At 59.2% G+C, this 14263-nt stretch carries 8 protein-coding genes; 7 read left to right on the top strand and 1 reads right to left on the bottom strand.

The window, feature by feature from the left end:
* Positions 1-257 precede the first annotated feature (257 nt).
* From E6C55_RS25720 to E6C55_RS25745, 6 genes are all read left to right on the top strand, one after another.
* Positions 258-4871, top strand: coding sequence for a beta-galactosidase (locus tag E6C55_RS25720; RefSeq protein WP_136372701.1), 4614 nt, complete (start codon positions 258-260; stop codon positions 4869-4871).
* A 171-nt stretch (positions 4872-5042) separates the two neighbouring features.
* Positions 5043-6596, top strand: a complete 1554-nt coding sequence (locus tag E6C55_RS25725) for an extracellular solute-binding protein (protein WP_136372702.1) — start codon at positions 5043-5045, stop codon at positions 6594-6596.
* Between the two features lie 137 nt (positions 6597-6733).
* Entirely contained in the window at positions 6734-8557 is a 1824-nt protein-coding gene (locus tag E6C55_RS25730; protein ID WP_136372703.1) for a hypothetical protein, read from the top strand.
* Positions 8551-9597, top strand: coding sequence for a glycoside hydrolase family 88/105 protein (locus E6C55_RS25735; protein WP_136372704.1), 1047 nt, complete (start codon positions 8551-8553; stop codon positions 9595-9597). Before E6C55_RS25730 ends, E6C55_RS25735 begins: the two co-directional genes overlap by 7 nt.
* A 1-nt stretch (position 9598) precedes the next feature.
* The gene (locus E6C55_RS25740; protein ID WP_211093652.1) at positions 9599-10567 is read left to right on the top strand and encodes an ABC transporter permease; all 969 of its coding nucleotides are present in this window, start codon (positions 9599-9601) and stop codon (positions 10565-10567) included.
* Positions 10561-11412 (top strand): carbohydrate ABC transporter permease, encoded by an 852-nt coding sequence (locus tag E6C55_RS25745; RefSeq protein WP_136372705.1) that lies wholly within the window; start codon positions 10561-10563, stop codon positions 11410-11412. Before E6C55_RS25740 ends, E6C55_RS25745 begins: the two co-directional genes overlap by 7 nt.
* Before the next feature lie 306 nt (positions 11413-11718).
* Here E6C55_RS25745 and E6C55_RS25750 read toward each other — a convergent pair whose 3' ends face one another.
* Entirely contained in the window at positions 11719-13206 is a 1488-nt protein-coding gene (locus tag E6C55_RS25750; protein WP_136372706.1) for an FAD-dependent oxidoreductase, read from the bottom strand.
* A 133-nt stretch (positions 13207-13339) separates the two neighbouring features.
* Between E6C55_RS25750 and E6C55_RS25755 the strand changes: the two genes are divergently transcribed.
* A complete protein-coding gene (locus tag E6C55_RS25755; RefSeq protein WP_136372707.1) occupies positions 13340-14248 on the top strand; it encodes an AraC family transcriptional regulator in 909 nt (302 codons plus the stop codon).
* Positions 14249-14263: the final 15 nt, after the last annotated feature.

The raw sequence follows: 14263 nt of genomic DNA on the forward strand, positions 1-14263 counted from the left end.
TCCCGCCTCCGGCCAAGGCAACTTGCATTTTACTCCGGGACTTGCATTTTTGATGCTTCGCGCCAAACCCGGCATTCGGCAAGCTCTGGGAAGAAATTGCAACTATACGGCCTTCGGGAGCTGCCCTACATTGAGTGCTGGGGAGCAGTCTGCACGCCGTTCCTCCCCGACTGCTTGGTCACTCGCGTTGCGAAAGGGGGCTTGGGCCGTCTGATCGGAAGGGTGTTGCACAATAAACAACTCGGGAGGGAAAAAAGATGGGGAAAAAGACAGGTTTATGGTTGTTGTCTATCGTGCTGATGTTCGGGTTGGCAGGGCCGGGCTGGCCTTGGGCCGCCGAGGCCCATGCGTCCGCCGAAGCGGACACGAGCCGGATTATTCCGGCATGGTCCTTCGCTTATAAGGGGGTGCCGTCCGCAAGCTTCGGGCTGGATACGACAGAAGTCCATGAGGGACAGCATTCGTTGCGAATGGAATACAATTCGGCCAAAGCCGCCGAGGTCTATCTTACCATGACCCAGACGGTGACGGTCAAACCCGATACGGCTTATGAACTGAGCTTATGGGGCAAAGGCGCGGGGGTCAAGGGCGTAAGCATGATGGTAAACTGGGGAACGAGAACCAGCCTGGGAACGGGTACGTTCGACTGGACACGGATCTCTCAAACCTATACGACCGGCCCCAACGAAACATCGCTTACGATCCGCATCCTCGCGGAGGACAAAGCGACGGTTTGGCTGGATGATGCGGAATTTAAGGAAGCCGACACCTCCGTCAATCTTCTTCATAATGGAGGCTTCGACGGGGTCGAGGCCATCACGCTCCTCGATGGCTTCGAGGAGCTGTCGGCATGGACATCGTCAGGCATGACGGTCATGGAAGCGGTCTACGAAGCTCAAACGGAAGGCGTGCAGTCTGCCCGGCTCACCTTCTCCAATGGAGAGGGCCAGCCGAGTCAGGCCGGGGCAACCTTGAACCTGTCGCAGCCTTTGGATTTGACAGAGATGACAGCGGTTACAATGGACGTCTATCCCTTGTCCCAGACGACTTCGGGCAATGAGCCCTTCTATATGAAGCTGGCGGATGCCTCCGGCTCCGTGTCCGAGGTGCAACTGCCCAAGCTGATCGCCGGGCAGTGGAACGGGGTGAAGCTTGAATTCGCCGCCTCCGCCCTGCGGAGCCAGATCGTGCAGATTGTCCTTTATACCAAAACCGGAGCGAGCGCTGCCGGATGGGAGGGGCGGACATCCGTCAGCTACCTGGTGGATCAAGTGAGCGCCGTCCAGATGAAGCGGGCGGAGGAAGACAGCGAGACGATAGAGGATCGGAACGCATTCCTTCAACGGCTGGGGGCGGGCGCCCATGCTCCCCTCTTGCAGGCCGAGGGGATTGTCGTCGACGGCAGCCTGGACGACTGGGACGGGTATACGGGAATCGCGCTGCCCAATTCCGGCACCGCGCAGAACCAGGTGGCCGGATGGACCGGAACCGAGGATCTGTCCGCCAACGTACAATTTGCATACGATCAGGAATACTTTTATTTGTCCGCCAAGGTAAGGGACAACCTCCATTCGGCGGAAGCGGGCAGCAATATGTGGAGCGGAGACAGCATCCAGTTCGCCTTCGCGGAGAACGGGGTGTACGGCGCGGAATACGGCATTAACCTGCTGGACGGGCAGGCGCAGGTGTGGCGCTGGAACGCCGGCACCACCGCTCTCGGCAAGGAAGCGGTGGCCGCCTATGCTTCCAGGACGGGCAATGACACCTATTATGAAGCCCGGCTTCCATGGCAGGCGATTTATGCGTCCGGCATGCCGACGGAAGGGCCTGTCTCGTTCTCCATTCTGATCAACGACAACGACGGAGGCGGCCGCAAGGGCTGGCTGGAATGGACCAGCGGCATCGGCAAGGTTAAGGACGGCAACCGATTGGGAAGCCTGTACCCCGTACCGGCAGAGGACCCTTGGAGCTTCTGGGTGGAGACCCCCGCCGACGGGCAGACCGGGAGCCTGATTCCCTACACGCTCCACCTGATCAATTACAGCGAAGAGCCGCAGAACGTCTCGATTTATTCCCCGTTGCTCAACCTCGACCGGGAGGTGACCGTCCCCGCAGGGATGGCATTCACCAGAGAAGGCGCGTATTCCGTCCCCGTCGAAGGCACGTATCGGGCCGACATTACGGTGACGGACCTGGATACGGGCATGGTGAGAACAAGCAGCCGGCAGGTAGAGGTGGTGCCCAGCGCAGCCGAGCTGACCGTCCGCCTGGAGTCGCTGTCCGCCGAGCTGCCGCAACTGCTGGAGTTGCTGGAGCAAGCGGAAGCTCAAGGCCTGTCCACGGATTACGAGCGGATCATCTATGCGACGTTGAAGGATTTTGTTGCCTACGGCGAGGAGGATGCCGACCAAGGCAGGCTGTCCCGCTCCCTCTATGTGGCCAAGACGCTGGAGAATCTGTACCTGGAGGCGGAGTCCAATCTGCAAGGCTACCTGAACGGCTCCCAAACTCCCCTGGCGGCCCCCCGCTATATCACTGGCCCGCTGGAGCAAACCGAGAGCGGCTTTGCAGGGGCGGCGCAAGTACGCAGCACAGGGCAAACCGGCGTGCAGCCGATCTTCCTGAACGGCTACCTGGGGTATAACCGTATCCGTCTGGACATCGCCAAGCTGCAGGATTACGGCGCCAACGCGATCCAGGTGGAGACCGGACCTCGGAATGCGATTTTCCCCAAGGAAGGATACATTCCCGAATTCACAACAAGCGGCAGCGCCTTGGGAAGCATCTCCTTGGATGAGACGGTCAGCCATAGCGGCAATCGATCGCTCCGGATTGTGAACGAGTCCCCGAAGCAATCCAACATTTATCTGATGGCGAGCCAGACCATTCCCGTCAATCCCAATACGACCTATGAGTTCAAGGTATGGGTCAAGGGGGAGAACGTGAAGAATGCCTGGTTCCCCGGAGGTCCGGGGTGGGCGCTGAGAAAGGCCATGCCCACGGGAACCTATGACTGGCAAGAGGTCAGCTATACCTATAAGACCGGCCCGTCGGAGTTATCCTTCAGCCTGATGCTGCTCTCCGAGAACGAGCAGACCCTGTGGCTGGACGATCTGCGGGTCACGGAGCAGGGAAGCACGGACAATCTCGCGCGCAATCCGGGGTTCGAGCAGCCGACGGAGGTGCCCGGAGCCGATCCGAGCAAGGATTACGTGGTGTCCGTCTCCAATGTGGTATACGATATCGGCAGAGTGCTGGAGAACGCCCAGGACAACGATATTGCCGTCAACCTGCTTCTGTCTCCCCATTATTTTCCCGATTGGGTACTGAAGAAGCATCCGGAGACGGCGGCCGTTCATACCGGCTTCCTGAAGTTCAACATCGACCAGCCGCTGGCCAGGCAGATTATTGAGGATTACTTGCGGGCTGTGATTCCGCTCGTTAAGGACTACAGTTCGCTGCACAGCGTAACGATTACCAACGAGCCCGTGTACCAGACGAACCGCAATCCGTATTATTTGCCCGTCTGGCAAGCCTATCTGGAAGAGCTGTACGAGAGCGACATCGACGAGCTCAACGGGATTTACGGCACCTCCTACACCTCCTTCGGGGAGGTTCCGATGCCGGCCGCCATCGCTCCGTCCCCTGTCGTCTATGACTGGGTCATCTTCAACAACCGGATATTCGCCGATTGGCACCAATGGATGGCCGATATTATCCATGATATAGCTCCCGATCTGCCGGTGCAGGTCAAGGTGATGGCCAATCTGGAGTCCAGCCTGAACTGGGGCGTAGACTACGAGCAGTTCTCCGAGCTAAGCGATATCAATGGCAACGACGCCTACAATCTCATCGGAGCCGGTCCGGACGGCTTCATCAAGGAGCTGAGCTTCTACGATCTGCAGCGTTCCTTCAAGCAAGCGCCGATCTCCAACTCGGAGCACCACTTTATCAAGGACGGGGACGTCCAGTATGGACCGGAGCAGGCCGAACGGGCAAGGGCCGTGCTGTGGCAGGGAGCCGTCCACGGCAGAAGCGCCTCCACCGGCTGGGTGTGGGAGCGTACCTATGATTCCACAAGCGACTTCGAGGGCAGTCTGCTCCACCGGCCGGATGTGGTCGTATCCATCGGCAGAACCAATCACGATCTCAACCGACTGGCGGATGAGGTAACGGCGTTGCAGAATGCGTCCCCCCGGACGGCCATCTTGTATTCCCTGGCATCCGGGGTGTACGACACCAATTACGACGAGACGCTTCTGCGGGCGTATCAGGCGTTGGCGTACAGCGGCCAACGCATCGGCTTCGTGACGGAGAAGCAGGCCGCTGCCGGCAAACTGGACGATTATGAACTGCTGGTCGTGCCGGCTGCGACTCATGTCAGCGCGGCGACCTTGGCCGCCGTGGCAAGCTTCAGCCAGGCGGGAGGCACGGTGGTGCTCATCGGCGGAGACTCCCTGACGAAGGATGAGCACAATCGGCCCCTGGATGCGACGGTGCACGGGCAGCTTGCGAGCCGCTCCGTCATCCTGCCCGCCGCGGCCGGCAGCGCCGATATTCGCACGGCCCTGCTTCCGCTGCTGGGGCAGATGCACGCCCTGCCGGTTGCCTTGACGGACCTGGCCACCGGCCAATTGGCATGGGATGCAGGCTGGCAAATCGCGGAGCACAATGGCAGGCTTCTGCTGAATGTAGTTAATTACTCGGGGGAGGCCAAGCAGGTTCAAGTGATTCATAACGGTCAGCCCGCAGGAAGCGTCAACGAGCGGATTACGGAAGAGGCAATGAATGCCTCCAATCTGGAGCTGGCGCCATACGGGGTTTATCTGTTCGATCTGGGAGCCTTGCCGGATACCCCTGATGCTTGCTGATTTACGTTAGGGGCTGCAAGCCCCAAAACAGCAAGCTGATCGACAATCATGTAACTACCCTTCCGGCAGGAGTCTGCTGTAAGGTTATGCCGTAGGGAACAAGGGGGATCGGCGCGACCGGCCCCCTCTTCCCGACGAAGGCGCAAACATATTAGAGGGAGGCACACGAGTTTGAGTACGAAACGAACCAAAATGGCTGTCTTGATGCTGGGCGGTGTTCTGCTGGTTGCGGGCTGCGGAAACGACAAGAAGGAGGAGGCTGAAGCCATCGGCAGCTCCGCATCCAACAAGCTGCCGATGGCCATCACCGCATCCATCTATGATCGGGGAAGCGTTCCGACGGAGGAAGGCACCTACGAGAGCAATCGCTGGACCAAATGGATGAACGAGCAATCCGGCGTGGAGGTCAAGTGGACCCCTATCCCGCGCAATCAAGAAGCGGATAAGTTCAATGTGCTGGTGGCCTCCGGCCAGGCGCCGGAGCTGATCACCTCCTACGACCGGAACCTGCTGTCGCGCTTTGTCAGCCAGGGAGTGGCCCAGCCCATTGACGAGTACATTGAGAAGTACAGCACCAGCTATAAGGAGTATATCCAGCAGCACCCGGAGCTGAAGCCATTCGTCACCTTCAACGGCCAGACGTACGCCATTGCCAGCATGCGCAACACCCAGGCCGCGACCATGATCTGGATTCGCCAGGATTGGCTTGACAAGCTGGGGCTGAAGGCTCCGACTACGGTGGATGAGCTGATCGAGGTAGCCAAGGCGTTTCGGGACGGAGACCCCGACGGCAACGGAGTCAACGACACCACCGCTATCGCCATGTCCAACGCCTACTCCGCCATCATCGACGACCTGTTCATGGCCAGAGGCGGAGAGTGGTTCATCGAAGACGGCCAAGCCACGCTGTCTTTTTTCACCGATCGCTATAAGAAAGCTCTCACCCTGCGCCAAACCTTGTACTCCGAAGGGCTGGTGGACAAGGAGTATGTGACGGACAAGAACTGGGCGCGGCAGAAGCAGTTGTGGATTACCGGCAAGGCGGGCATCTTGTTCGACACCTACAACAACGGGCCTTCCGCGGATTTCTACAACAGCCAGCCGGACGCCAAGCTGACTCCCCTTCCTCCCCTGTCCACCGAATTCGGGAAGAACGGCTACCAGAAGGAAGTGCCCAACTACTTGCTTACGATCTTCAACAAGGATATGAAAAATCCCGAGGCGGCCATGAAGTTCGTGGACTGGATGCTGGACAAGGGCTGGTACAACCTGAGCTACGGCATGGAAGGCACCCATTACGAGTTGAAGGACAATGTCCCCGTTACCCTGGACTCGGATAAGCTCAAGAAGGAAGTGAGCTATGCCAGCGAATACCGGATTGTTCACCAGCAGACCTTGACGCCGGAATTCCTCCTGGCCCGGGCCGGCAGCGACCCCGTCGACCAGATGGTGCAGCAAGCCATCGGGGAAGCGATAACCGTGGCGCAGAGCACCGAATACCGCAAGGACTTCCCTTATACCCCTGCGGTGGATGCCTTCACGGATGTCTCCGGCCAATTCCAGAAGAAGTGGGACGAGATTGTCACCAAGGTGACGATGACCCCCGACCTGGATGCCGAGTGGGGCGTCGCTCAGATCCGAAGCGAGTGGGAGAAGCTGGACGGCAGCTCCATCGAAGCCAAGGTTCAGGAATGGTACGAGCAGAACAAGGCGGACTTTAACTAAATCGTCTTCCGGCGGGCCGGGTTCGGGGAATCGGTCGAGGAACCGATCGAGGAATCGGTCGATGAAACGGGCGGGGAATCGGGCCGGGAATCCCCTCCCGGTCCGCCGGAGGCCAACAAGGACAAGGTGAGAGAGAAATGGAGCAGAACCTGCTGAACGAAGATGCGTTATTGCTCGAATTAATGGACCGGCACTGGCGGAAGATCGGCCCCAGCCAGATACGGGACACGGCCAGTTACTGGTACGGCGCCTTCACGGAGAATGGGAACGGCAAGCCGTTCGAAGGGCTGACCAGCAGCGACACCATGCTGCACTTGACCGTGCCGCTCTATGCCCACCCCGAATCTCCTTATTACCGGAACACGGACATGCTGGGGACGATCCGGCTGCAAATCCGGTTTCTGCTAAGAGCCCAGCTGCCCTCCGGCTGTATCTCCCTTCATAACTGCAATATAGATTCTCCCCCGGATACAGGGTTCTCCGTTCACTTCGCCGCGCTCTGTGTCCATATTCTGGATCGGATGAATGACGGCGAAGCCGCGGAGCTGGCCCAAGAGCTGAGGCTGTACCTACAACGAACCATTCCCGGACTTCTGGCCGGAGGCATCCATACCCCCAATCATCGGTGGGTGCTGTGCGGAGCGCTTGCCCTGCTGTATGAGCTGTTCGGAGACGAGCGGCTGCGGGCGCGGGCCGACAGCTTCCTCGCGGAAGGGCTGGACATTAACCCGGACGGGGAATGGACGGAACGAAGCAACGCGATTTACAACGCCGTCTGCGCCATCTTCCTGTATCAGACGGCGCGGGTGTTCGGCTATGCCCATCTGTATGAGCCCATTGCGCGCAATTTGCGCATGATGCAGTACATGCTCCACCCCCGCTCGATCATTGCCACGGAATATTCCAGCCGTCAGGATCGGGGCGAGATCATGAAGCTGAATGCCGGCTACTACGTAGCCTTCAGCCTTATGGCCAGCCAGAATGCTGATCCGCTGTTCCATAGCTTCGCCAGGGAGGCGCTCTTGTCTCTGCACACCGGAGGAGAAGCGCTGCTGTACCGAATGTTTCTCCGGAAGGAGATGAGCGCCGAACTGCCGCTTCAACCGCTGCCCGACCGGTACGAGGTGTTCCTGAACCGGGAACGGACCGCTCCTGTCACCGGGACCATCCCTTACCGGCGGACGGCCTTCCATGCCGGTTCTCCGCTGATCCGCTTCAGACGAGGCGAGCTGAGCGTGACGGTGATGGCCGGGCAGCCGGAATTTCTGTACCTGCAATACGGGCAGGCGCGGCTGCTGGGCGTCCGGCTCGCCTTGGGCTGGTTCGGCGTGGCGGGAACCCCCTTCGCCGCCATTAAGCAGACCGGCGAACATGAATACGAGCTGTCCATGGAGCTGGAGGGCAGCTACCGCGACGCTCTTGACGAGAATGCGATCGGGCGGACGGACCCCTTGCACTTCGCCGAGTCCATCCCGCTGCGCGCCAAGACCAATGTGGCGGTCCTGCCCGTTCGGGTTGGCATCCGCCTTGACGACACGGGAGTCGATCTTCATTACCGGGTGGACGCGGGTGCGCCTCCCCTCTTCGTCCAGGCGGTATACGCCTTCGCGCCGGAGGGCTCCATGGAAAACGCAAGGGGCGGCGCTGAGAACGGTGCTGAGTGCGATGCTGAGAATGGCGCTGAGAACGGCGCGGGGCTGGTGCCGATCAACGCCCATGCCTCGTGGCTGAAGTCCGGTCAAGCGATTTACCGCTGCGGGGAGGATTGGATTGCCGTCGACGGAGGCGCCTTCCAGCACGGCTTCGAGTGTCTCCGCAACGATCGGCTGGACCCCGGCGTCCTAAGCGCGGTGGCCAATTATCTGACCCCCGTAGAGTCGACAGTCCGCATTCGTTGCGGCAAATCTGTCAAGGAGAAGGCGGCAATGGCGAAGGCGACAAAGGAGGACAAACCATGTTAAATCTGCAACCCCCAACCGCCAAAGAGCAATTGGCCAAGCTGGCCCGGTACACCATGCGTCCGCAGGAGCGGGACAACGCCCATATGAAGGTATGGCAATGGGGCCAAGGCGTAGCGCTGTACGGCTTGGGCAAAGCCTACGACGCCTTGGGAGACTCCCTGTATCTCGACTATACGGAAGAATGGCTGGACAGCTTCCTGCCGGGAGATCCTCCCGGCCAAAGCATCAATACGACGGCGCCGCTCCTGGGAGCCGTGAAGCTGATCAAGGAGCGCCGCACGGACAAATACGCCGCCGTCTGCTCCGCCTTCGCCGACTGGTGCCTGAACGAAGCGCCGCGCTCGGTCGAAGGGGCATTCGAGCACTCCTGCACGGAGAACCGCTATCCGGGAGAGGTATGGGCCGACACCTTGTTTATGGGCTGCCTGTTCCTGGCCGAATGGGGCGCTCTTACCGGCGAGAAGCGTTATACCGATGAAGCGGCCAAGCAGTTCGCGCTTCATTACAAATACTTGCGCGACCCTGCCACAGGGCTGATCGTGCACGGCTACAATGGCAACACCCATTCCCGGATGGGCGTGCTCTGGGGCAGAGGCAACGGCTGGCTGGCCGCCGCTTCCGCCGATATGCTGGAGCTTGTGCAAGGCTCCGCCGCGGCCTCCTTCATCGCGAAGGACTATCTTGACCATATGGCGGGCGTACTCTCCACCCAGGATCAGGAGGGAATGTGGCATACGGTGATGGATCACCCCGCTTCCTACCCGGAAGCCTCCTGCACCGCCGCGTTCGCCTACGCCATCCTGAAGGGGCAGGCGGCGGGGGTTCTTCCCGAGACCTCCCGGGCCAGCGCCCGCCGCGCGATATCCGCCCTGCTCCGCAGAATCGACTCGGACGGGCGGCTGACGGAAGGCTCCGGCGGCACCTGTGTCATGCCCGCAGCCGCAGATTACAATGCCATCGGCTATGCCTATTCCCCGTTCGCCCAGGGTCTTGGGATGATGGCGCTGGCCGGAGCTATTCTGCATGGAGAAGAGGGGTAACATGAAGGAGTTTGCCGCTATGGATACGGTCGCCCGGGGAGGAATTCCCGCCTTGAAGCGCAAGAACCGTCTGCTGTATCATCTCCGGCGGGATCGGTACTTGTACCTGTTCCTGCTGCCGGCGCTGGGCTTCTACCTGATCTTCAAGTATTCTCCGCTATTCGGGGAAGTGATCGCGTTCAAGGACTTCCAGATTATGAAGGGAATCTGGGACAGTCCCTGGGCGGGACTGAAGCACTTTAGAGCCCTGCTGTCCAACCCGGACTTCTGGCAGGTGTTCCGCAATACGATGCTGCTGAATGTCTACAAGCTTTTGTTTGTATTTCCGGCCCCTATCGTCTTGGCGTTAATGCTCAACGAGGTCCGGTTTAACGGCTTCAAGCGGTTTATCCAGAATCTGCTGTACCTGCCCCACTTCATCTCCTGGGTTGTGCTGGGCGGCGTCATCGTGGCCGTCCTGTCTCCCAGTACAGGAATTGTCAACACCATTCTGGAGAAGGGGTTCGGCATCGAACCGATTTACTTCATGGTCCATGCCGGCTGGTGGCCGGTGGTGTTCACCTTCTCCTCCATCTGGCAGAGCGCCGGCTGGGGAACCATCCTGTATCTGGCGGCCATGGCCACCATCGATCCCCAACTGTATGAGGCCGCCAGAATCGACGGCGCCTCCAAGCTCCGCCAGATTTGGCATGTGACGCTGCCCGGCATCCGGACCACCATCGCCATTCTGCTCATTCTCCAGATGGGCCAGATCACGGATGTCGGCTTCGAGCAGGTGTACAATCTGCAGAACGAAGCGGTATTCGGCGTCTCCGACGTCATCAGCACCTACGTATACCGGATGGGCCTGCAGGCCGCCCAATACAGCTATTCCACGGCAGTGGGGCTGTTCCAGGGAGTCATCGCCCTTATTCTGATGCTGACCGTCAACAAAATTACCAAAGCGATGGGAGAGGGAGGCTTATGGTAACCAAGTGTCTGCAAGGGCTGAACGCGCTCCTGCTTATCCTGTGCGCCTTCGCCACCGCCTTCCCTCTGCTGAATGTGCTCGCTATCTCCTTCAGCGGCAGCACGGCCATTCTGTCCGGCGAGGTGTTCCTCTGGCCTGTCGATTGGACCACGACCGCCTTCTCCAACCTGTTCAAGGACGGGCAGCTCACGAACGCCATGAAGAACTCCGTCATCATTACGGTTGCCGGAACGATCATGCAGATGGCGGCCACCACTCTCGCTGCCTACTCCTTGTCCAAGACCCGGCTGAAGGGCAGGCGAATCGCGCTGCTGCTGATTCTGTTTACGATGATGTTCGGCGGCGGGTTGATCCCGATGTTCCTGCTGCTGAAGAGCTTGCACATCCTGAACACCTTCTGGGCGATCTGGTTGCCGGGATTGATCAGCACCTACAATCTGTTTGTGATGAAGTCCTCCTTCGAGGGGTTGCCCGGCGAACTGGAGGAATCGGCCGGCATTGACGGAGCCAGCGACCTGACCATCTTCTTCCGGATCGTCATCCCGCTGTCCATGCCGATGCTCGCCGCCATCTCCCTCTTCTATGCGGTGGGGCTGTGGAACGTGTACGCGCCGGCGCTGTACTTTATTACGGACTCGTCCATGATGCCCCTTACCGTCAAGCTCTACCAGATGATCCAGCTTCCGGACACCAATCTTCTGGACAGCTCCGATCTCGGCTTTGTGCCGCCGGAAGGGATGAAGGCGGCTGCCATTATCATTTCCGTGATGCCGATCCTGTGCTTGTATCCGTTCCTGCAGAAATATTTTGTCAAAGGGGTGCTGCTGGGCTCCGTCAAGGGATGACGCTCCCCACCTGGTCCGAGTACCCTCGCGATGACCTTTGCGATTATATGTGATTTTTCACATTCATCGGCTTGAATTAGCGGGAATCGAGGTGTTTTATGTGGTTTTTCGCATATATCCGGCACCTCGGCCCGGAATCTCCTCTATGAATGTGATTTTTCGCATATAATCGTCCAAACTGCTCGTTATCTGGCTGCGCCAATGTGATTTTTCATATAAAAGACTACGCCCGCCGACCGGCGGGCGTAGTCTTGCTGTCCATCTGCTATCCATCTGCTATCCATCTGCTATCCATCTGCTGTCCGCCTACGATTCCGCCGCGAACGGATTGTGATGGGAAGCATGGCTTCCCGACCCTTCCTTCCGGCGAAGCTTAAGCGCATCGTCCCCGACATCTTCAATCACCTCGCCCAGCAAGTATTGCCCCTGCGCCAGAAGCGCCGCGCGCACTCGCTTGACATCGACCCGGCGGTTGGTTGCGCCCTCCGCAGCCGCCAGCGCCGCCGCCGTTCCTGCGCCTTGCCCGACGGCCATTGCGGTAGCCATTACGCGCACGGAACCGAAGGCGTGATGCGTCGCCGATATGCAGCGCCCGGCCGCCCATACATTATCGAGCCCTTGCGGCAGCAAGCTGCGGTAAGGAATCTCGTAGACCGCCTTGCCCGAGCCGGTAAAGATTTGTTGTTCTCCTTCCGGCGGATGAATATCGATCGCGAAGGTGCCGCAAGCAATGCCATCCTCGAATGCCCGGCTGTTCAGGACATCCTCCTCCGTCATCGTATAATCGCCGATAATATGCCGAGTCTCCCGAACGCCCACCTGCACGCCGGTATCCAGCACATACGAGCGCTCGAATCCTCCCACCCGCTTTCTCAGAAACTCCGCAACTCCCCAAGCTTGACGGCGCGTCTCGATCTCGGCCCGGGTCAAGTCGCGCGCGTTCGTGCCGTCAATGCCCTGCAAGCGGGTACAGTTCACCGCGAATTGCCCTTCTCTGGGCAGCTCGTACATGAGAATGCGCGGTGCCGCGTCTTCCGGGTACTCTCCCTTCTCCATCGCTTCTTTAATGATCTCCTTCATTCCCAGCAGAGCCAGCGCGCTCTGCGCATCGATCTCTTCATCGGCAGGAGCGTCCTTGAGCAGGCGGCGATTCGCCTTCATCCACGCTTTAAGCTCCGGAATGTCGACGCCTCCGATTCGGTAGAAGAGCGTTACCGGCTGCATCGCTCCGTCGGACTCGCGCCCCTTCACGAACGGCGCCCCGGCACACGCGATGACATCGGCATCCGCCGAGCAGTCGATCACATACTTCGGGCAGATCGCCTGACGCCCGCTTTTGTTCTCGATCACAACGGTCGTAATCGTGCCGTTCTCCTTCAGCACGTCGGAGAATGTGCTGTGCAGCAGCAGCTCGACGCCGGCCTCCTCCAGCATATCAAGCAAGACCAGCTTCATTCCTTCCGGATCAAACGGCGTCATCGAGGCGTTGTCGAACGTAAGATCGGTGACATGCCCGGGCGATGCGGTTGCTTGCACCAAGCGGTTCACCACCTCGCCGGCCACGCCGCGAATCACCTGTTTGCCGTTGACATCGTGGAAGGTAAACATGGGGTTGACCATCGCGATCGTCAGGTTGCCGCCGACAAAACCGTAACGCTCAATCAGCATGGTCCTCGCTCCCGATCTCGCCGCACCAACCGCCGCACCGATCCCCGCTGGACCGCCTCCAACAACAAGCACGTCGGGCTCGGCAATGACCGGTATTGCCCTTGAAGCCTCCACAACCGTTCTCATGATCAATAACCTCCGTCTTTGTGATTTTGCACCCTTCTCTTGATCGATACGGATGCTGTTTGTTCTTGCAATCGCGAATATATCGTAGCAGAATCGATTGTATTGCCGTTATGCGCGGAATAACGCTATACTTGTGAATAGCAACGATTCTATGAACAGCGACGACAGTTCGGGGGCAACGAACGGCATGGCGGACAAGCTGCACTTCAGCTCGATCGATCATCTGCAATTTCATTTGAAGTGGGGATATGAATGGAAGATGCCTCCGGAGTGGAGGCTGGAACGCGTGAACCGCTATCCCTTCTTCTGGCTCGTCACGGAGGGGACGATGGACGTGATTTACGACGATCGCGCCTATCGGCTTGAACCGGGCAGCTTATTGTGCGCGGAAGCCTATTTGCCCCTTCAGGCTCAGAGCACAAGCGAACGGCCTATCGGATTTCTGTCTATCGGATATGAAGCCGACGTGCTCGGCACTCCGCTGGCTTCCTGGCTGCAGCTTCCGGTTCATCATGCGCTGGCCGATTCCGCCAGCCTCCTGCCCGTCTGGCGCAGGCTGATTCGGCGATTCGACTACCAGCTCTCTCTGGAGCAAGGCAGCGCCGAAGTGCTGGAACAGTTGGAGGTGCTGTCCCTTCAATATGCCTGGCTGCATCAGTTGCTGCGCCGTCTGCCCATGCAGCCGGCAACCGCTTCGTCCTTGAACGACCCCAGAGTCGATAAGGCTTGCCGCCATATCGAGGCGCATCTGCACGAAGAGCTCTCCACCGCGTCCATTGCCGCATCGGTGCATCTGTCTCCCAATTATTTAAGAACGCTGTTCCAGCGCGATCTGCGCCTGTCGCCGATCGATTATGTCAGGCACAGAAGGCTTCGCAGAGCGCAGGAGCTGCTATTGTCGGGGTCCGCTCCGATAAGCGATATCGGCGAACAAGCCGGCTACACCGACCCTGCGGAATTTAGCCGCCTGTTTAGAAAACACTTCCGTCTCAGTCCGAAACAGTATCGGCAAAAGTGGAAATCGTCCGATTTGGGCTGTTAGGCATGACGCGGAGCA

It is taken from the genome of Cohnella fermenti, assembly GCF_004801405.1.
Taxonomy (GTDB): Bacteria; Bacillota; Bacilli; order Paenibacillales; family Paenibacillaceae; genus Cohnella; species Cohnella fermenti.